Source organism: Achromobacter piechaudii NBRC 102461 (genome assembly GCF_001571245.1).
Taxonomy (GTDB): domain Bacteria; phylum Pseudomonadota; class Gammaproteobacteria; order Burkholderiales; family Burkholderiaceae_B; genus Achromobacter; species Achromobacter piechaudii.
Window position 1 is genome coordinate 677154 of record NZ_BCTK01000005.1, and the last position, 19355, is coordinate 696508.

General features: G+C 64.2%; 20 protein-coding genes. 7 read left to right on the top strand and 13 right to left on the bottom strand.

Annotation, left to right across the window (positions count from 1 at the left end; genetic code table 11):
- Position 1: 1 nt before the first annotated feature.
- The 3 genes from API01S_RS09750 to msrB form a co-directional block, all read right to left on the bottom strand.
- The gene (locus tag API01S_RS09750; RefSeq protein WP_006217991.1) at positions 2-271 is read right to left on the bottom strand and encodes a BolA family protein; all 270 of its coding nucleotides are present in this window, start codon (positions 269-271) and stop codon (positions 2-4) included.
- 68 nt (positions 272-339) lie between these two features.
- Positions 340-915 (bottom strand): septation protein A, encoded by a 576-nt coding sequence (locus API01S_RS09755; protein WP_050727876.1) that lies wholly within the window; start codon positions 913-915, stop codon positions 340-342.
- Positions 912-1313: a peptide-methionine (R)-S-oxide reductase MsrB gene (gene msrB / locus API01S_RS09760; RefSeq protein ID WP_006217993.1), complete on the bottom strand. Its 402-nt coding sequence runs from the start codon at positions 1311-1313 to the stop codon at positions 912-914. Before msrB ends, API01S_RS09755 begins: the two co-directional genes overlap by 4 nt.
- Before the next feature lie 52 nt (positions 1314-1365).
- On the opposite strand from msrB, the gene API01S_RS09765 reads away from it, so the two are divergent.
- From API01S_RS09765 to API01S_RS09795, 7 genes are all read left to right on the top strand, one after another.
- Complete coding sequence (locus tag API01S_RS09765; protein ID WP_006217994.1) at positions 1366-2043, top strand: energy-coupling factor ABC transporter ATP-binding protein; 678 nt, start codon at positions 1366-1368, stop codon at positions 2041-2043.
- Positions 2040-2636 (top strand): CbiQ family ECF transporter T component, encoded by a 597-nt coding sequence (locus API01S_RS09770; RefSeq protein ID WP_061304311.1) that lies wholly within the window; start codon positions 2040-2042, stop codon positions 2634-2636. Before API01S_RS09765 ends, API01S_RS09770 begins: the two co-directional genes overlap by 4 nt.
- 32 nt (positions 2637-2668) lie before the next feature.
- Positions 2669-3226, top strand: coding sequence for a biotin transporter BioY (locus tag API01S_RS09775; RefSeq protein WP_061304313.1), 558 nt, complete (start codon positions 2669-2671; stop codon positions 3224-3226).
- 298 nt (positions 3227-3524) lie between these two features.
- A complete protein-coding gene (locus API01S_RS09780; protein WP_061304315.1) occupies positions 3525-4688 on the top strand; it encodes an ABC transporter substrate-binding protein in 1164 nt (387 codons plus the stop codon).
- A gap of 166 nt (positions 4689-4854) precedes the next feature.
- Positions 4855-5892, top strand: coding sequence for a branched-chain amino acid ABC transporter permease (locus tag API01S_RS09785; protein ID WP_006217998.1), 1038 nt, complete (start codon positions 4855-4857; stop codon positions 5890-5892).
- 5 nt (positions 5893-5897) lie between these two features.
- On the top strand, positions 5898-7736 hold the full coding sequence (locus tag API01S_RS09790; protein ID WP_006217999.1) for a branched-chain amino acid ABC transporter ATP-binding protein/permease: 1839 nt from the start codon (positions 5898-5900) through the stop codon (positions 7734-7736).
- Positions 7733-8494, top strand: coding sequence for an ABC transporter ATP-binding protein (locus API01S_RS09795; RefSeq protein ID WP_061304317.1), 762 nt, complete (start codon positions 7733-7735; stop codon positions 8492-8494). The genes API01S_RS09790 and API01S_RS09795 overlap by 4 nt, the downstream gene beginning before the upstream one ends.
- A gap of 97 nt (positions 8495-8591) precedes the next feature.
- On the opposite strand, the gene API01S_RS09800 is transcribed toward API01S_RS09795, so the two are convergent.
- The 10 genes from API01S_RS09800 to rsxB all read right to left on the bottom strand — a co-directional run bounded on the left by API01S_RS09800 (position 8592) and on the right by rsxB (position 19267).
- On the bottom strand, positions 8592-10748 hold the full coding sequence (locus tag API01S_RS09800) for a phosphocholine-specific phospholipase C (protein ID WP_061304319.1): 2157 nt from the start codon (positions 10746-10748) through the stop codon (positions 8592-8594).
- Positions 10749-10843: 95 nt separating this feature from the next.
- A complete protein-coding gene (locus API01S_RS09805; protein ID WP_061304321.1) occupies positions 10844-11689 on the bottom strand; it encodes a branched-chain amino acid aminotransferase in 846 nt (281 codons plus the stop codon).
- Positions 11690-11775: 86 nt separating this feature from the next.
- Positions 11776-12807: an ABC transporter substrate-binding protein gene (locus tag API01S_RS09810; protein ID WP_061304323.1), complete on the bottom strand. Its 1032-nt coding sequence runs from the start codon at positions 12805-12807 to the stop codon at positions 11776-11778.
- Between the two features lie 109 nt (positions 12808-12916).
- Positions 12917-13900 carry a branched-chain amino acid ABC transporter permease gene (locus tag API01S_RS09815; RefSeq protein WP_006218004.1) on the bottom strand — a complete coding sequence of 328 codons (984 nt, stop codon included), beginning with the start codon at positions 13898-13900 and terminating at the stop codon, positions 12917-12919.
- A complete protein-coding gene (locus API01S_RS09820) occupies positions 13897-14784 on the bottom strand; it encodes a branched-chain amino acid ABC transporter permease (RefSeq protein WP_006218005.1) in 888 nt (295 codons plus the stop codon). Before API01S_RS09820 ends, API01S_RS09815 begins: the two co-directional genes overlap by 4 nt.
- A gap of 97 nt (positions 14785-14881) precedes the next feature.
- Positions 14882-16096, bottom strand: coding sequence for an ABC transporter substrate-binding protein (locus tag API01S_RS09825; RefSeq protein ID WP_050727868.1), 1215 nt, complete (start codon positions 16094-16096; stop codon positions 14882-14884).
- A 61-nt stretch (positions 16097-16157) separates the two neighbouring features.
- The gene (locus API01S_RS09830) at positions 16158-16868 is read right to left on the bottom strand and encodes an ABC transporter ATP-binding protein (protein ID WP_006218008.1); all 711 of its coding nucleotides are present in this window, start codon (positions 16866-16868) and stop codon (positions 16158-16160) included.
- Positions 16865-17638, bottom strand: a complete 774-nt coding sequence (locus API01S_RS09835; RefSeq protein ID WP_006218009.1) for an ABC transporter ATP-binding protein — start codon at positions 17636-17638, stop codon at positions 16865-16867. The genes API01S_RS09830 and API01S_RS09835 overlap by 4 nt, the downstream gene beginning before the upstream one ends.
- Positions 17639-17990: 352 nt before the next feature.
- The gene (gene nth / locus API01S_RS09840) at positions 17991-18626 is read right to left on the bottom strand and encodes an endonuclease III (RefSeq protein WP_061304326.1); all 636 of its coding nucleotides are present in this window, start codon (positions 18624-18626) and stop codon (positions 17991-17993) included.
- The gene (rsxB, locus tag API01S_RS09845) at positions 18623-19267 is read right to left on the bottom strand and encodes an electron transport complex subunit RsxB (RefSeq protein ID WP_061304328.1); all 645 of its coding nucleotides are present in this window, start codon (positions 19265-19267) and stop codon (positions 18623-18625) included. Before rsxB ends, nth begins: the two co-directional genes overlap by 4 nt.
- Positions 19268-19355: the final 88 nt, after the last annotated feature.

Here is a 19355-nt window from a genome sequence, read left to right on the forward strand (position 1 = left end):
TCTATTTGGGAGCCTGGGCATCTAGCGCAAGCGCATGAATCGGATAGGGGATCAAATCTTGCAAATGATGATACACCAGCCTATGTCGCGCAACGGCGGAGAGCCCCGTGAAGCAAGGCGCTACGATGTGCACGCGATAGTGGCCGGCGCCGTTTTTACTGCCTTCGTGGCCGGCATGCAAATGCGAGTCGTCCAGAATGTCCAGCGTGACGGGTTCCAGGGCGGCGAGGCGCTCTCGGATGAGGGTGATGCGATCGGTGTTTTCGGACATGGCGGCAATATGAAAGTTCCGACGCGCCGCCAGTGGCGGGCGCGCCAATTATTGAGCCGTCTGGCGAATCAGGGCTTGCCCGGCGGGTTGCCGGAACTGGCATTTTCGTCGGTCTGGATGTGTTTGCCCAGCCACACCGATTGGCCGATCACGAACACGACCATCAAACCCATCAGGCCGAAGGCCTTGAAGCTGACCCATTGCGACTCGGTGAAGTGACCCGAGAACGCCACATACAGGTTCAACGCGCCGGCGACAAGGAAGAAAGCCGCCCAGACCAGGTTGAGCTTGTCCCATGCCGCGTCGGGCAGTTGAATCTGCTTTTCCATCAGTCGGCGGATCAGGTTGCGGCCGAACAGGAAGCGGGAAACCAGCAGCGCGCCGCCAAACAGCCAATACAGGACGGTGGGCTTCCACTTGATGAAGACATCGCTGTGCAGCCAGATGGTGGCGCCGCCAAAGACCAGGATGACCGTCAGGTTGATCCAGTGCATCGCTTCGGTGGCGCGGCCGGTGGCCTTGAGCCACACAATCTGCAACACCGCGGCCGCCATGGCGACGCCGGTGGCGATGAAGATGTCCGTGTACCGATAGGCGATGAAGAACAGGAACAGCGGGAACAGGTCGAACAGAAACTTCTTCATTCGTCTTTTATGGGTTCAAACGTCATCGACAGGGAGTTGATGCAATAGCGCAGCCCGGTGGGTTCGGGGCCGTCAGGGAAGACGTGGCCCAGGTGCGAGTCGCACACATTGCACAGCACTTCGGTGCGGACCATGCCGTGGCTGACGTCGCGTTCTTCGCGCACCAGTTCGGGGTCCAGCGCCTGGAAGTAGCTGGGCCAGCCGCAGCCGGCGTCGAATTTGGTGTCGGATGCGAACAGGGCGGTGCCACAGCCGACGCAGCGATAGATGCCCGGCGTGAACGTGTTCCAGTAACGCCCGGTGAATGCGCGTTCGGTACCCTTTTCACGGGTGACCACGTATTCTTCGGGGGACAGTTGTGCACGCCATTCGGCGTCGGATTTGCGTACTTTTTCCATATCAGCTCTTGGAGTCCCGATGCCCGAAATGGTTCGGGCATAATCGCGCCCCATGTTAATCGAGTTTGACCAGGCGGTAGTGGCCACGCCCCAGGCAGAAGTGTTGCGCGGGGTGAGCGCGACCCTGGCCGAGCGCCGCATCGGCATCGTGGGTCCCAATGGCGCGGGCAAGAGCACGCTTGCGCGCCTGCTCAATGGTCTGGTGCTGCCCTCGTCGGGCAGCGTGCGGGTGGATGGGCTGGACACCCGGCACGACCTGAAGGCGGTGCGCCGCCGCGTGGGCTTTGTGTTTCAAAACCCCGAAAACCAGATCGTGTTTCCCATCGTGCGCGAAGACCTCGCGTTCGGCCTGAAGCGCCTGGAGCCGGACAAGGCACGGCGCGAATCGCGCATCGACAGCCAATTGGACGCGCTGGGCGTGGGGCATCTGGCGGATCGCAGCAGCCACACCCTGTCTGGCGGGGAACGCCAATTGGTCGCGCTGGCGGCGGTGCTGGTCATGGAGCCCGCGCTGATCGTTTTTGACGAGCCCACCACGCAACTGGACCTGCGCAACCGCAATCGGGTCCGCAACGCTATCGCCGCGCTGCCCCACGATGCGGTCGTCGTCAGCCATGACCTGGAGCTGCTGGAAGATTTCGACCGGATCCTGGTCGTGCGCGATGGCGCTATCGCAGCCGATGACACGCCCGCCGCCGCCTTGCGCTGGTACCGGGAGCACTGCGCATGATCGAACCTCTCTATGTGTCCGGACACAGTCCGCTGCACCGGCTGCCTGCCTGGCTGAAGCTGGCGGCGCTGGTGGCCGCGGGGGCCGGCCTGTTCCTGCTGCGCGACCCGCGCTGGCTGGGCGCGGTGTTTGCCCTGGCGGCGGCGCTGGTCTGGTCCACGGGCGTGTCGGGCGTCGCCGTCTGGCGGCAGGTGCGCGGGCTGTTGTGGGTGTTGTTGGCGGTGGCCCTGTTCACCGCCGTGTTCCAAGGCGCCATCGAGGCCCTGGCCGTGGTGCTGCGGGTAGGGGCCATGGTCGGCCTGGCGCTGGCCGTCACCTTGGCGACGCGCACCTCCGATCTTATCGCCGTCTGCGAGCGGGTCTTGACGCCGTTCGAGCGGATCGGCCTGATCGACGCGGGCAAGGTGGCGCTGGCATTGGCGCTGGCGCTGCGCTTCGTGCCCGAAATCTGGCGCAATTTCCATGAGATCCGCGAGGCCCAGGCCGCGCGCGGTCTAGGCGCGCATCCCGTCGCGCTGATCGTGCCCTTGATCGTGCTGACTTTGAAGCGCGCGCAGGAAGTGTCCGAAGCCATCGACGCGCGCAGCCCCTGAACCGCGCTGACCCCATTCCAACAGGTGAAACCATGAAATCCCAAAACACCGTGCTGATCGCGCTGTTCGCCGCGCTGATCGTGGTTCTCAGCTTGATCCCTCCCATTCCGTTGCCCGGCATCCCGGTGCCGATCACCTTGCAGACCTTGGGCGCGATGCTGGCGGGCGCGATGCTTGGCCCCTGGCGTGGGGCGCTGGCCTGCCTGCTGTATCTGGTGTTGGCGGCGATCGGCCTGCCCGTGCTGCCCGGCGGCCGTGGTGGCTTGGGCGCGTTCATGGGCCCCACGGGGGGCTTTCTGATCGGCATGGTCGTGGGCGCGCTGGTCATCGGTTGGCTGACGCGCACGCTGGTGACGCGCGCCACCCGTGATTGGGCAAAGCTGGGCGGCTATCTGGCGGCCTGCATCGTGGGCGGCATCTTGGTGGTGTACGCCTTCGGCGTGCCGTGGCTGGCTGCCGTGACGAAGATGGGCCTGCCCAAGGCGGCCACCGTCGTTTCGGTGTTCGTGCCGGGGGATCTGATCAAGGCCGTCGTCGCCGCCTGGGTGGCTTCGCGCGTGGAACGCGTGTGGCCGATGTTGGGACGCTGACAGGTTTGTCCGCCTTGCGGTGACAGTAAGGTAATAAGCCCCTGGCATGCTTTGCGGCATGCTGCGCCCTACAAGGGAATCCCCCAACTGACGGGCCGAAAGTTTTTCTAGTACAAGTTCGCCATTAACGAATGCGTTTGCTGAATTGAGGTTTCCGTAGCACATCAGGGATTTACCGTAGTTGCGCGACGTCATCTGATACTGTTTTAACCCTATAATATTTTTTTCTGTATAACTTTAACTAGGCTCGCTTCGCCTCAATCGAGGCACATAAGAGCCACCACAGGAGACAAAAAATATGCGCAAGCACTTCGGCTTGTCCGCGGCGGCTGCCGCTTTCGCCCTGGCCGTGCCGCTTCTGGCAAGCGCGCAGGTCAAGGTCGGCGTGACGGTTTCGAGCACCGGCCCCGCTGCGTCCCTGGGTATCCCCGAGCGTAATACCGTGGCGTTGCTGCCCAAGGAAGTGGCCGGCCAGAAGATCGAATGGATCGTGCTGGACGACGCCACCGATACGACGCAAGCCGTCAAGAACTCGCGCAAGCTGGCTACCGACGACAAGGTCGACGTGCTGATCGGCACGTCCGTCACCCCCGGTTCGCTGGCCATGGTCGACGTCGCCGCCGAAGCCAAGGTGCCGATGATCAGCGTGGCCGCCAGCGCCAAGATCGTAGAACCCGTGGACGAGAAGCGCCGCTGGGTGTTCAAGACTCCGCAGAACGACGCGCTGATGGCCGGCGCTCTGGCCGACGCCATGGCCAAGTCCAAGGTCAAGACGCTGGGCTTCATCGGCTTTGCCGACGCCTACGGCGACGGCTGGCTCGATGTGATGCAGAAGGCCGCCAAGGCCAAGGGCATCGAAATCGTCGCCATCGAAAAATACAGCCGCACCGACACCAGCGTGACGGGCCAGGTGCTCAAGCTGGTCGGCGCGAAGCCGGACGCCATCCTGATCGCTGGCGCGGGCACCCCGTCGGCGCTGCCGCAAAAGGAATTGAAGGCCCGCAACTACGGCGGCACCATCTACCAGACGCACGGCGCGGCAAACAACGATGTGCTGCGCGTCTGCGGCAAGGACTGCGACGGCATGTACCTGCCGGCCGGCCCGCTGCTGGTGGCCGCTCAATTGCCCGATTCCAACCCGGTCAAGAAGTCGGCGCTGGCTTATGTTGAAACCTACGAGAAGGCCAACGGCGCCAACTCGACCAACACGTTCGGCGGCCACATGTGGGACGCTGGCCAACTGGTCGTGACCGCGCTGCCCGTGGCGCTCAAGACGGGCGCCAAGCCCGGCACGCCGGAATTCCGCGCCGCCATGCGCGATGCGCTGGAAAACGTGAAGGACCTGGCTGCCTCGCAAGGCGTGTTCAACATGTCGCCCACCGACCACGCCGGCTTTGACGAGCGTTCGCGCGTCATCGTCAAGGTCGAAGGCGGCAAGTGGGTCTATCAGCCCGGCCTGTAATCTCCTTCGGATTGCCCGTTCCACGGATGTGCATCGCAAGACCGCGCCAAGTGGTGGCGCGTGCCTTGCGGCACCCGAGCAATGCTTCGCACCGGCCTCTCCGGCCGGTGTGTCGTATCAGTGTCCCGGGCGGGGCCGGAACACCAAGAATCAATAAGGTTGTTAGATGGATTCCTCAATTGCGCTGATTTTGCTGCAAGACGGTGTCGTCAACGGCGCCATCTATGCCCTGCTGGGCATGGCGCTGGTGCTGGTATTCGCCGTTACGCGCGTCATTTTCATTCCCCAGGGCGAGTTCGTGGCGTTTGGCGCCTTGACCCTGGCCATGCTGGTCGACGGCAAGGTGCCCGGCACCGCCTATCTGCTGCCGCTGCTGGGCGCCCTGTGCCTGGCGATGGAACTGGTACGCGGCGCGCGCACCCGCAGTTTCGCTGGCCTGCCCAAAACGCTGGCCACCTGCGTCGTCCTGCCGCTGGCGCTGCTCTGGGTGACCAAGGCCTACACCGGCCCCGACAACTCGCTGTGGCTGAACATGCTGCTGACGCTGTTGCTGGTGATTCCGCTGGGCCCCATGGTTTACCGCATCGTTTATCAACCGCTGGCCGAAGCCACGGTGCTGGTGCTGCTGATCGTCTCGGTCGCCGTGCACTTCGCGCTGACCGGCCTGGCGCTGGTGTTCTTCGGCGCCGAAGGCTGGCGCACCCCCGCGTTCGTCAGCGGACAAGTCGATCTGGGCTTCATGACCTGGTCGGCACAAAGCCTGTTCGTGGTCGCCACGTGCGCGCTGCTCATCACCGCCTTGTGGTTGTTCTTCGGCAAGACGCTGTACGGCCGCGCGTTGCGCGCTACCGCCGTCAATCGCCGTGGCGCGCGCCTGGTCGGCATCAGCACCACCATGTCGGGCAGCCTGACGTTCACGCTGGCGACCGCCATCGGCGCGATGTCCGGCATGCTGATCGCGCCCATCACCACCGTGTACTACGACACCGGTTTCCTGATCGGCCTGAAGGGCTTCGTGGGCGCCATCATCGGCGGCCTGGCCAGCTACCCCGTCGCCGCCGCTGGTTCGCTGCTGGTGGGCGTGCTGGAATCCTTCTCGTCCTTCTGGGCCAGCGCCTATAAGGAAGTGATCGTCTTTACCTTGATTATCCCGGTTCTGGTCTGGCGTTCGTTCAGCACCCATCACGTGGACGAAGAGGAATAAACGTCATGAACCGCATTCTGCTTGCCGTATTCATCGTCGTCCTGGCGGGCCTGCCGTTGGTGCCGGTCACGCCCGAATTCTGGGTGACGCAACTCAACTACATCGGCTTGGCCAGCCTCGTCGTGCTGGGTCTGGTGCTGCTGACCGGCGTGGGCGGGCTGACCTCGTTCGGCCAGGCCGCGTTCGTGGGCCTGGGCGCCTACACCACGGCCTACCTGACCACGCAATACGACGTGTCGCCGTGGCTGGCCTTGCCGGCCGGCCTGATCCTGACCGCCGTGGTGGCTTATCTGCTGGGCGCGATCACGTTGCGCCTGTCGGGCCATTACCTGCCGCTGGGCACCATCGCCTGGGGCCTGTCGCTGTACTTCCTGTTCGGCAATATTGATTGGCTGGGCAAGCATGACGGCATTGCCGGCATCGAACCCCTCAGCCTGTTCGGCATTTCGCTGGCCAGCGGCCGCAACATCTATTACCTGATCTGGGTCTTCGTGCTGCTGGCGCTGTGGGCGACGCGCAACCTGCTCAATTCGCGGCCCGGCCGCGCCATCCGCGCGCTCAAGAGCGGCGCGGGCATGGCCGAGTCCATGGGCGTGAACACCGCTGCGTACAAGGTCGTGATTTTTGTCTGGGCGGCGTTGCTGGCCTGCATTTCGGGCTGGCTCTACGCGCACATGCAGCGCGCTGTCAGCCCCAGCCCGTTCGGCGTCAACTACGGCATTGAATACCTGTTCATGGCGGTGGTGGGCGGCGCGGGCTACGTGTGGGGCGCGTTGCTGGGCTCGGGCGTCATCCTGGTGCTGAAAGACCAGTTGCAGAACTGGCTGCCCAAGCTGCTGGACACCAACGCCAACTTCGAGATGATCGTCTTCGGCGTGCTGCTGATCCTGATGCTGCAATACGCCCGCAATGGCCTCTGGCCGATCCTGGCGACGTGGTGGAGCAGCGTGACCGGCGCAGACGGCTCGCGCCGCAATCTGGCGCCGCCCGCGACGGCCCCGGCTCTGCCTGCCCGCGCGCGCCCGCAAGCGGGGCAGGTGGTGCTGGAAGTCGACGCCATCCGCAAGGAATTCGGCGGTCTGGTCGCGGTCAACGACATCACGTTCAAGGTCAGCTCGGGCGAAATCATGGGCCTGATCGGCCCCAACGGCGCCGGCAAGAGCACGACGTTCAACCTGATCAGCGGCGTGCTGCCCGTGACGCGTGGCAAGGTCACGTTCATGGGAGAACGCATCGACAACCGTTCCGCGCGCGAGATCGCCAAACTGGGCGTGGGCCGCACGTTCCAACACGTGCAGTTGCTGCCGGGCATGACGGTGCTTGAGAACGTCGCGTTGGGCGCGCATCTGCGTTCGGACGTCGGCGTGCTGGCAGGCGCTTTGCATTCAGACCGCGCCCGCGAGGCGCAACTGCTGCACGAAGCCGCCGAACAGCTCAAGCGCGTGGGCCTGGGCGAATACCTTTACGAACAGGCCGGCAATCTGGCGCTGGGCCAGCAACGCATCCTGGAGATCGCGCGCGCGTTGGCGTCCGATCCCGTGCTGCTGCTGCTGGACGAACCGGCTGCCGGCCTGCGCTACAAGGAAAAACAAGACCTGGCGCGCGTGCTTGAGCAATTGCGCTCGGAAGGCATGAGCATTCTGCTGGTCGAACACGATATGGATTTTGTGATGCGCCTGACCAACCACCTGGTGGTGATGGATTTCGGCACCAAGCTGGCCGAGGGCGTGCCGGCCGACGTGCAAAAGAACCCGGCGGTGCTGGAAGCCTATCTGGGCGGTATCGATGACGACCTGCCGGAAGCGGATCAGGCCAAGCCGGTGTCGGCAGGAGGTGTGCAATGAGCGCGACGCAATCGCCCGTTCTTGAAGTCAGCAATCTGTCGGCCCGCTATGGCAAGGTCGGCGCCCTGGTCGGGGCGTCGCTGACCGTCCCCGCAGGCAGCATCGTGACCGTGATCGGCGCCAACGGCGCTGGCAAGTCCACCATGCTGAACGCCATGATGGGCTCGTTGCCGCACACCGGCCATGCCGCGGGCACCGTGCAGTACGCGGACGCCGATGTGTCGGGCTGGCAGGTCGAGCGGCGCGTGGCGGCCGGTATGTCGCTGGTGCCCGAACGCCGCGAACTGTTCGGCACGATGTCCGTTGAAGACAACCTGCTGCTGGGTGGCTTTCGCCGCTACCGCGCCCGCGAGGCCGGCTGGCGCGACACGCTGAACGAAGTGTTCGATCTGTTTCCCCGCCTGCGCGAGCGGCGCGGCCAACAGGCCGGCACCTTGTCCGGCGGCGAACGCCAGATGCTGGCAGTGGGCCGCGCGCTGATGGCCAAGCCCAATCTGCTGATGCTGGACGAGCCCAGCCTTGGCTTGGCGCCACGCATCGTGCGCGAGATCTTCCACATCATCGCGCGCTTGCGTGAAACCGGCGTGGCCATCTTGCTGGTGGAACAAAACGCGCGCGCGGCGCTGCAAGTCGCCGACTACGGTTATGTGCTGGAAACCGGCGAAGTGATCCTGCACGGTCCGGCGCGCGAATTGGCGGGCGACCCCAAGGTCATTGAAAGCTATCTGGGCCTGGGCAAGGGCGCCGAGAAGGAATAAACCGCCAACGGTCTGAAATGGAACCGGGCGCGCTGAACCGCGCGCCCGGTTTTTTATTGCCCGTCTCTCGGACGACATGGCGCCGATGCCGCGCCGTTCAGGCTTCTTGCGGATTCCAATGCAGGACCAGCGTTTGCCCCATGTCGGGGTCCGACGTGGAGGGCTTGCCGGTTTCAATGCGGCCCGCCAGCCGGCGCGTGTATGCCGGCTCGTCGTCGTCGCGCACGGTGATGTCGTACCAGCCACCGCTTGCCGCCATGCTCCACGACAGGCTCACGGATTCGCCCGGGGCCAGGGTGGCGCGCGTCGGGTGGGGAAATCCGTAGGCGTTGGCCTCGATCCGGAATACCCGTGGCTTACCGTCCGGGTTGCGCACCGTTAGCAGCAATGACGCGTCCGGCGCCTGATAGTCCGCGCTGACCTCAAGCGGGGGCGGGCCACCGGGCGCGGCGCGGCCGGTGCAATGCCGGTGAAAGCCGCCAGGTCCCAGCACCCACAGGTCGTAGCGGTGGTCGCCTTCGGCCGCCTGCCATTGCCCTTGCAACTGCTTGCCCGCTTCCACCGTGTAGCGGCGCGGTCCGTCGTCCAGGCGCAGACGGTCGTACACGTGCAGCACCGCGCCGGCCTTGCCCGTGTTGTCGAACCGCAGCTCGATGCGATCGCCCTCGACGCGGGCATGTGTTTGCAGCGCATAGGGCAGCGGGCGCGACGGCCGCGTGCCCGCCTGTTGCCGCGCTGGCGCGGGTTGCGCGGGCGCCGGTGGGATGACGGTGCCGGCAAGCGCCGACGCTTCAGCCGCGCGTTCGGCGGTGCGCGGCAGCGCGCGCAGCAGGTCTTCGTTGTTGGGCGTGGCGAAATCGAAGATCGATGTTAGGTCGCCGCAGACCGCGCGCCGCCAGGGCGATATGTTGGGCTCGGCCACGCCGAAGCGCTGTTCCACAAAGCGCAGCACGGACGTGTGATCGAACACCTGCGAATTGACCCAGCCGCCCTTGGTCCAGGGCGACAGCACGTACATCGGCACGCGCGGCCCCAGCCCGTACACGCCATTCAGATGCGCCGGGGTGTCGTCCTTTTCCACGCCCGTGATGAGGGTGTGGTATTCGCCCTGCGTGTCGACCGTGGATGCCCCGGCCAGCGTGCCGGCAGCATCGCGCGAGGGCGGGGCGGGCGGCGGCATGTGGTCGAAGAAACCGTCGTTCTCGTCGAACATCAAGAGCAGGACGGTCTTGCTCCAGACGTCCGGATTGGCTGTCAGCGCGTCCAGCACGCGCGCGGTGTAGTCCGCGCCCTGGGCAGGGCTGGACGGGCTGGGGTGCTCGGAGCCAGCCTTGGTGGCGCAGATCCAGGACACTTGGGCAAGCGTGCCGTCCAGCACGTCCTGGCGCAGCAGGTCCAGGCCGCGCGTCGTCAGCGCCTTGTCCTTCAGCGCGGGCAGGGAGCCGGGCAGGCCGTGATAGGCGTCGCGATAGGCTTTGAACCCGGCCGTGGGGTTCAGCGAATAGTTATCGGCCATGTCCTGGTAGATGCGCCAACTGACGCCGGCCGCCTCCAGGCGTTCCGGGTAGGTTGTCCAGGTGTAGGCGCGGGCGGGATCGCCGCCCGTGAGCTTGTTGTAGACGTTACCCAGTGCCGGGCCGTTGCCGCGTCCCGCGCCGTCGTTGGTGCCGCTCCAGACGAACAGCCGGTTGGTGTTGGTGCCGCCGGTGAACGAGCAGTGATAGGCGTCGCAGACCGTGAAGGCGCGCGCCATCGCGTACTGGAACGGCATGTCGGCGGCTTCGTAGTACGCCATGGAATGGTTCTTCTTGGCGGCCGGCCAGCGGCCCATCCGGCCGGCGTCCCAGGCATCTTGCGCGTTGGACCAGGTGTGCGGCGTACTCGCCACGCGCACGGTCTCGAAGGCTTCCTGCGTGTCCAGCCGATAGGGCAGCACCGTGCGCGCCACGCCGTCGTCGGGCCGGTCGTTGTATTGCGTCCAGACCGTGCGGTGGTGCGCGCCGGGGCAGTCCGGCACGGGGATGGGGAAGCGGTCGCCAAAGCCGCGCACGCCGGCAAGCGCGCCGAAGTAGTGGTCGAACGACCGGTTTTCCTGCATGAAGATCACGATGTGTTCCACATCGCGGATCGTGCCGGTGCGCTGGTTGGCGGGGATGGCCAGCGCGCGCCGGATGGCGGCGGGGAAGAGGGCCAGGGCGCTGCTGGCCCCGGCCAGGGCGGCGCTGTTGCGCAGGAAGTCGCGTCTGCTGGACATGGGCTCACCTAACGGTCGAAGCCCATAGCCTACGCGCCTTTCCTTTTATTTCGCTGACTTTGATTCCGCCGAGTTTGCCAGCGCCTTGGGACTTCTTATTTGCGACCCGTGCTTTCCGCGTAGTCCATGTACAGCTTGTGGGCGCGGCGAGCCATCGGACCGTATTCCAGCGCGCGGTCTTCGACGCGGTTGACGTGCACGACCTTGCCGTAGTTGCCCGACGAAAACACTTCGTCGGCCTCTTCGATGTCGGCGCGCGTCAGGCTGCGCTCTTGGACCTCGACCCCGTCGGCCTTGAGCAGCGCCAGCACGCGGCGGCGCGTGATGCCATTGAGGAAGGTGCCGTTGTCGACCGGCGTGGACACCACACCGTTCTTGGCGATCCACAGGTTGCTGGTGGCGAATTCGGCGATGTTGCCGGCGCCGTCCAGCATGATGGCGTTGTCAAAGCCCTTGTCGGCGGCTTCGCGGATGGCGCGTTGGCCGTTCGGATACAGGCAGGAGGCCTTGGCGTCGGTGGGCGCCATGTTCGGCCACGAGCGCGCGTAGCTGGAAAAGCAGGCCGAGAAGCCTTGTTCGCCCGGCATCGGCACCTTGAACACGTGCAGCACGAATTGCGTTTTGTCGGCGTCAGGCAGCAGGAAGCCATCGGCGCAGTAGAACATCGGCTTGATGTAGAGCTCGGTGCCGGTCGGGAATCGGGACACGGCTTCCAGGCACAGCTTCTGGATTTCTTCCCAGCCGATCTGCGGCTTCATCAGCATCTTTTCCGCCGAGCGCACGACGCGCTGGCAGTGCAGGTCCAGGTCGGGCGTCAGGCCGCGAAACGCACGCGCGCCGTCAAACACCATGCTGGCCATCCAGAAGGCGTGGTCGGCCGGACCCAGCAGTTTGGGATTGTCGGTGGTCCAGTGACCGTTGTGCCAAAACAGGGCGTCCATGTCTTTCTTCCTTTGCTTGAATTTGGGTGGCGCGGCAGCGGCGCCGAAACGTCAGGATACATGACGAGCCATGCGCTGCCGGCCGTTTATTCCCGGGCAAGCGCCGCCTGCACGCGGTCCGCCACATCCGTCGGCATCCATGCCCTCCAGACCGGACCATACTGCTTCAGGAAATAGCGCGCGGCGTCCTCGGGTTCCTTGCCTTCGTTTTCCAGCCAGCCCAGCGTGGCGTTGATGGCATCATCAGGCACGGTCAGCTTGCCGAGGAATTCGGTGATCTTCGGCGCGTCCTTGGCGAAGGCCGCGTTCACGCCCGTGACGACCGGATTGGGCTTGAACTCGGTGGCGACGGGGTTGGCGCACTTGGGATCCGTCATGCAGGTGTAGGCGGCCTGGTCGAAAGCGGGCAGTTCCAGCTTGACCAGGTCCAGCGCGCCCACCAGCGAGGTCGGGGTCCAGTAATAGAAGACGATGTCGCGCTTGCGCTTGTAGGCCGACACGATGGCGGCCTTCTGCGCGGCCCCGGAGCCCGGCGCGAACAGCGCGTAGTCCTTGTCCAGCTTCAATGCGCGCAGCAGGTTGTCGTTCAGGGTGCCGCAGGCCCAACCGGCGGGGCAGCCATAGATGCGGCCGCGGCCGGGGTCTTCGGGGTCGGCGAAGACGTCTTTCATGCGCGCCAGATCGGCGGCGGATTTCAGGTCGGGATGGCGCTCGATGGTGTAGCGCGGCACGTACCAGCCTTCGCCAGCGTCATACACATGGCCCACGCCCAGCACCTTGCCGCTGGCCAGCGCCTTTTTCCACGCGCCTTCGATCTGACCGGGCCAGACTTCCGGCGTCACATCCACGTCGCCGCGTTGCAGCGCCGCCAGCATGGGCAGCGTTTCGCCGATTTCCACGGTGGTCTTGCAGCCGTAACCGTGCTCAAGCACGTAGCGCTCAATGCCGGCCAGCACCAGGTTGGATTCCCAATTCAGGCCGCTGAAACGGATGGGGCGATTGACTTCGCATGTGGCGGTAGAAGGGGGGGTGTCGGCTGCGTTGGCGGCGGGCGCGATAGCAGCGACAGCCAGCGCGAAAGCGCCAAGAACGGGAGCGAGCGGATGCAGATTGCGCATGGTCAGGCACCTGTGGGGTTGGGTGCGTTTTATTGTACGGGCCCCGGCGTTGGCGCCCAATGCAAACGGGGCCGCGTGATGCGGCCCCGGCAAGGATGGCGTGCGCGGATCAGGCGCGGGCTGCGCGACGCCTGTCAATGAACGCGCCGATTTCGCCTACGATGCCGCGCCGGAAAGCCAGCACGCAGATAACGAAGATCAGGCCGATCACGATGGTCACCGATTCGCCCAGGCGCAGGAACCATTCCACGCCCGTCAGGTTGGCCATCATCTGGCCGAAGTCACCCACCTTGTTTTCCAGCAGCACCACGATGAAGGCGCCCAGGATGGGGCCGGTCAAGGTGCCCAGCCCGCCAATCAGCGTCATCAGGATGACCAGGCCGGACATCTGCCAGGTGGCGTCCGACAGGGTGGCGGACACGAACACCAGCGTTTTGGTCGCGCCGGCCAGGCCTGCCAGCGCTGCCGACAGCACGAAGGCCAGCAGCTTGAAGCGGTCCACGTCATAGCCCAGCGAAATGGCGCGCGGTTCGTTCTCGCGCAGGGCTTGCAGCACCTGACCGAAAGGCGAATTCACGGTACGCCAGATGATGAAGTAGCCGATGACGAAGATGGCCATCACCAGGTAGTACAGGTTGATGTCCTTGGACAGATCCACCAGCCCCAGCAGGGTTCCGCGCGGCACGCTTTGCAGGCCGTCTTCGCCGCCGGTGAACTTGGCCTGCAAAAAGAAGAAGAAGACCATCTGCGCCAGCGCCAGCGTGATCATGGCGAAGTAGATGCCGCTGCGCCGGATGGCGATGGCGCCCATCGCCAAACCCAGCAACGCCGCCACGCCCACGCCGAACAGCAGGCCGATCTCGGTGGGAAAGCCCCAGACCTTCATCGCATGCCCGGCCGCGTAGGCCGCGCTGCCCAGGAAGGCCGCGTGGCCGAACGACAGCAGCCCGGTAAAGCCCAGCAGCAGGTTGAAGGCGCAGGCGAATAGCGCGTAGCACATGATCTTCATGGCGAAGATCGGGTACACCCCAAGAAAGGGAAGAGCGGCCACCACGACGGCCAATACCGCATAGCCCAGGAATTGACGATTCATTTTTCTTTTCCGAACAGCCCGGCCGGGCGGATCAACAGAACAATGGCCATGATGATGAACACCACGGTGCTGGACGCCTCGGGCCAGAACACTTTGGTCAGTCCTTCAATCACGCCCAGGCCCAGACCGGTGACGATGGCGCCCATGATGGACCCCATGCCGCCGATCACGACCACGGCGAACACGACGATGATGAGGTTGGACCCCATCAGCGGCGAGATTTGCAGCACGGGCGCGGCCAGCACGCCGGCAAAGCCTGCCAGCGCCACGCCGAAGCCGTAGGTCAGCGTGATCATGCGGGGCACGTTCACGCCGAACGCTTCAACCAGTCGCGGGTTTTCGGTGCCGGCGCGCAGCAGGGCGCCAAGGCGGGTGCGTTCGATCACGAACCAGGTCGCCAGGCAGACCACCACCGACGCCGCCACGACCCAGCCGCGATAGTTCGGCAGGACCATGAAGCCCAGGTTGGTCGCGCCGCGCAAGGCGTCGGGCGTGGGATACGGCTGGCCCGACACGCCGTAGAAGCTGCGGAACAGACCTTCGATCAGCAGGGTCAGGCCGAAAGTCAGCAGCAGGCCGTAAAGGTGATCAAGCTTGTACAGATGCCTGAGCAATAGTTTTTCGATGAGTATGCCGAACAGCCCGACGACCAGTGGCGCCAGGATCAGCATGACCCAGTAGTTCAACCCCAGGTACGACAGCCCCATCCAGGCGACGAACGCGCCCAGCATGTAGAGCGCGCCGTGCGCGAAGTTGATGACGTTCAGCAGCCCGAAGATAACGGCCAGCCCGAGCGACAGCATGGCATAGAAGGAACCGTTGACCAGGCCCAGTAATAGCTGGCCAAACAAGGCCTGTATAGGGATGCCGAAAAGATCAGTCATCTTGTGAAAATCCTGCGCGTACGGATAAAAGTGAGCGAATTCAACGCGCGGCCTCGGAAATGGCCGGGCCGCGCGTTGGGGTCACATGAGCCGAAAATTACTTCTTGACCAGCTTGCAGGTGGATTCGGACAACTTGGTGTAGACCTCGTCGCCGGGCAGCGTGGCCACGACCTTGTAGTAGTCCCACGGGCCCTTGGATTCGGCCGGGGTCTTCACTTGCATCAGGTACATGTCGTGCACCATGCGGCCGTCTTCGCGCACGTAGCCGCCTTGGGTGAAGAAGTCGTTGATCTTGTTCGACTTCATCCACTTGATGACGGTGTCGGCGTCGTCGGTGCCGGTTGCCTTGACGGCGTTCAGATAGAACATCGTCGACGAGTAATCGCCCGCTTGCAGCATCGACGGCTTGCGGCCGACCTTGGCTTCGAACTTCTTGGACCAGGCGCGCGAGGCGTCGGATTGGTCCCAGTACCAGCCGTCGGTCAGGTACATGCCTTGCGTGGCTTGCAGGCCCAGCGAGTGCACGTCGTTGATGAACACCAGCAGGCCGGCCATCTTCATCGTCTTGGTCACGCCGAATTCGTTGGCGGCCTTGATGGTGTTGATGGTGTCGCCGCCCGCGTTGGCCATGCCCAGGATCTGCGCCTTGGACGCTTGCGCCTGGAGCAGGAAGGACGAGAAGTCAGAGGCGCCCAGCGGTGCGCGCACCTGGCCCTTGATCTCGCCGCCCGCGGCTTTCACCACGGCCATCGTGTCGCGTTCCAGCGCGTGGCCGAAGGCGTAGTCGGCGGTCAGGAAGAACCAGCTCTTGCCGCCGTCCTTGACCACTGCCGAGCCGGTGCCGCGCGCCAGCGCCACGGTGTCGTAGGCGTAGTGGATGGTGTAGGGCGAACATTGCGCGTTGGTCAGGTCGGACGCGCCCGCACCCACCGCGATGAACGGCTTTTTCTTTTCGGCAGCCACGGCCGCCATGGCCAGGCTGGTGGCCGAATTGGTGCCCGCGACGATGACGTCGACCTTCTGTTGGTCGAACCATTCGCGTGCGCGCGCCGAGGCGACGTCGGCCTTGTTCTGGTGATCGGCCGACACGACTTCGATCTTCTTGCCGTTGATGCTGCCGCCGGCGTCTTCGATCGCCATGCGGATCGCGTCCAGACCGGCTTTGCCGTCAATGTCCGAATACACGCCCGACATGTCGGTGATGAAGCCGATGCGGATGACATCGTCGGAGATACCTTGCGCGTGAGCGGTTGCCCCCGCAAATCCCAGGCCCGCCATGGCCAGTGCAGCAGTGATGGTGTGCAGCTTCATGGGATGACTCCTCTTCCCTACGGTGTAGTGTTGCCGGGGTTCCGGCGGATGACAGGTTGTTTTAGACGCCCAACAATTCGTTGAGCGTGTCCTGTTTTTCTGAAAGTTCGGTGGCTTCGAAATGCTCGACGATCTGGCCATGCTCCATGACATAGAAGCGATCGGCCAACGGAGCCGCGAAGCGGAAGTTCTGCTCCACCATGACGATGGTGTAGCCACGCTGCTTGAGCGTGGTGATCATGCGGGCCAGTGCCTGCACGATGACGGGCGCCAGGCCTTCCGAGATCTCGTCCAGCAACAGCAGGTTGGCGCCGGTGCGCAGGATGCGCGCCACCGCAAGCATCTGTTGTTCGCCGCCCGACAAGCGCGTGCCCGGGGAATGGCGGCGTTCTTGCAGGTTGGGGAACATGTCGTAGATTTCGGCCAGCGACATCCCGCCGCCCAGCGAACCCACGACGGGCGGCAGCAGCAGGTTTTCTTCGCAGGAAAGGCTGGCGAAAATGCCGCGTTCTTCGGGGCAATAGCCCACGCCCAGATGCGCGATCTTGTAGGTGGGCAGGTCGATGGCTTCCGTGCCATGAATGCGCACCGAACCCTTGCGTGAACCGGTCAGGCCCAGAATGGCCCGCAGCGTGGTCGTGCGGCCGGCGCCGTTGCGGCCCAGCAGCGTGACGACTTCGCCTTGTCCCACGCGCATATCCACGCCGTGCAGGATATGCGATTCCCCGTACCAGGCTTGCAAGCCCGAGATTTCCAGTGCCGGGGTGCTCATGCGTGCGCTCCTTGAAGTTCGCCGTCGGTGGTGCCCATGTAGGCCTGCATCACGGCCGGATGGCGCGAGACTTCGGCGTACGAGCCCTCGGCCAGCACCGATCCGCGCGCCAGCACGGTAATGGTGTTGGCGATGGAGGACACGACGTTCATGTTGTGTTCCACCATCAGGATGGTGCGCCCCGCGCTGACACGCTTGATCAGCTGCGTGACGCGATCCACGTCTTCGTGGCCCATGCCCTGCGTGGGTTCGTCGAGCAGCATCAATTCGGGTTCCATCGCCAGCGTGGTGGCGATCTCCAGTGCGCGCTTGCGGCCGTACGGCAGGTTCACCGTGGTTTCGTCCGCGAAAGCGCCCAGGTCCACCTGTTCGAGCAGTGCGCGCGCCGGCTCGTTCAGCGCCGCCAGCCGCTTGTCGCTTTGCCAGAAGTGAAACGACAGCCCGGTCTTGCGTTGCAAGCCGATGCGCACGTTCTCAAGCACGGTCAGGTGAGGAAACACCGCCGATATCTGAAACGAACGAATGATGCCGCGTCGGGCGATCTGCGCCGGACGTTCGCCGGTGATGTCGATGCCGTTGAACTTGATGGTTCCCGACGTGGGAGATAGGAACTTGGTGAGCAGGTTGAAGCATGTGGTCTTGCCCGCGCCGTTCGGCCCGATCAAGGCATGAATCTGCCCACGCTTGATACGCAAATCGACCCCATTGACCGCGACGAATCCGCGGAACTCCTTGGTGAGGCCTTTTGTCTCCAGGATTGTGTCATCCATGTCCGCTGCACCGGCGTTGTATTTATATGGTCTCTGCCTGTCGTCATTGCGACGGGCCCCCGTAGGGCGGAAATCCTAGCGAACTTTCTTAGTTTTCCGATGAGTTGCCGGCGAGTATGCGGACCTCTTTATCAAAATTCCATGAGGGTTTTACATAGGTTTTGCAGTGCGGAAAGGGCAATTGTCGGCAGGCCGACAATACACGGCATGTAAGGCGGGAAAACCCTTTTCAAAGCGCAATGCGTTGCAGCAAATGCGCGTTGATACTTTGCAATTGATCAAATAATTTCAGCGAGGGAAAACCCGGTTTTCCACTCGCTGAAATCACAATGCCATATTTGGACCGCAGGGTTTACACGGGTGTTTTCTGTTTGAATTCGCACAGGTCCGAGATGCCGCATTGCGGGCATTTTGGTTTGCGCGCCACGCAGATGTAGCGGCCGTGCAAAATCAGCCAGTGGTGGGCGTCCTGGATATATTCGCGAGGAATGAACTTCACCAGTTTGTCTTCGACTTCCAGCACGTTCTTGCCCGGCGCGATTCCCGTGCGGTTGGAGACTCGGAAAATGTGCGTATCGACCGCCATGGTGGGCTGGCCGAACGCCGTGTTGAGCACCACGTTGGCGGTCTTGCGGCCCACGCCGGGCAGCGATTCCAGCGCTTCGCGCGTGGTCGGCACCTGGCCACCGTGATGTTCAAGCAGGATGCGGCACGTTGCGATGGTGTTCTTCGCCTTGGTCCGATAAAGCCCGATGGTCTTGATGTAGTCGGACAGGCCTTCTTCGCCCAGGTCCAACAAGGCTTGCGGCGTGCCGTAGTTCGGAAAGAACTTGCGCGTGGCGATGTTCACCGACTTGTCGGTCGCCTGCGCCGACAACAGCACCGCGATCAGCAATTGGAAGGGTGTGTCGTATTCCAGTTCGGTGGTCGGGTTGGGGTTGGCCGCTTGCAGGCGGGCGAAGATCTCACGGCGTTTGGCTGCGTTCATGACTGCGTCGGATTGCGGCGGGCCCGGGCGCGGGCCAGCGCGGATTCAATGGCGGAGCGTTTGCGGTCGAGGCTTTGCGCGTCGTCGGTGGCGGCAGGCGGGGCGCTGACGGCGGCGGGCGCCTCCGGGGCCATCAGGCGCGCGTTGTCCGAGGCCAGACGTTCGGCGCGCGCCAGGTGATTGCGATGTCGTTGGCGGCTGATCGCGGCGTCTTGCTCGGTCCAGGCGCGGCCGGCGGGCACCATCTGAATACAGTCCACCGGACACGGCGCCACGCACAGGTCGCAGCCCGTGCACCAGTCGGCCAGCACTGTGTGCATGTGCTTGTTCGCGCCTACGATGGCGTCGACCGGACAGGCCTGGATGCACAGCGTACAGCCGATGCAGTGCGATTCATCGATGCGGGCGACGAGCAGCGGGCCCGGTTCGCCGCGTTCAAGGTCCAGGGGCAGGGCAGGCGTGTGCAGCAACGCGGACAGCGCAGCGATGCCGTCGTCGCCGCCGGGTGGGCAGCGGTTGATGGGCGCCGAGCCTTCCGCGATGGCGTCGGCATAAGGCCGGCAGCCGTCATAGCCGCACTTGGTGCATTGCGTCTGCGGCAACAAGGCGTCGATGCGGTCGGCAAGTGAACGACAGGACATGTAAGGCCAATAAAGAAAAAGGGGCCACTCGGGCCCCGTGGAATACGGTTCAGGCTTGAGAAGGCGCGGGCCGGGCCCGCGCGTGTTG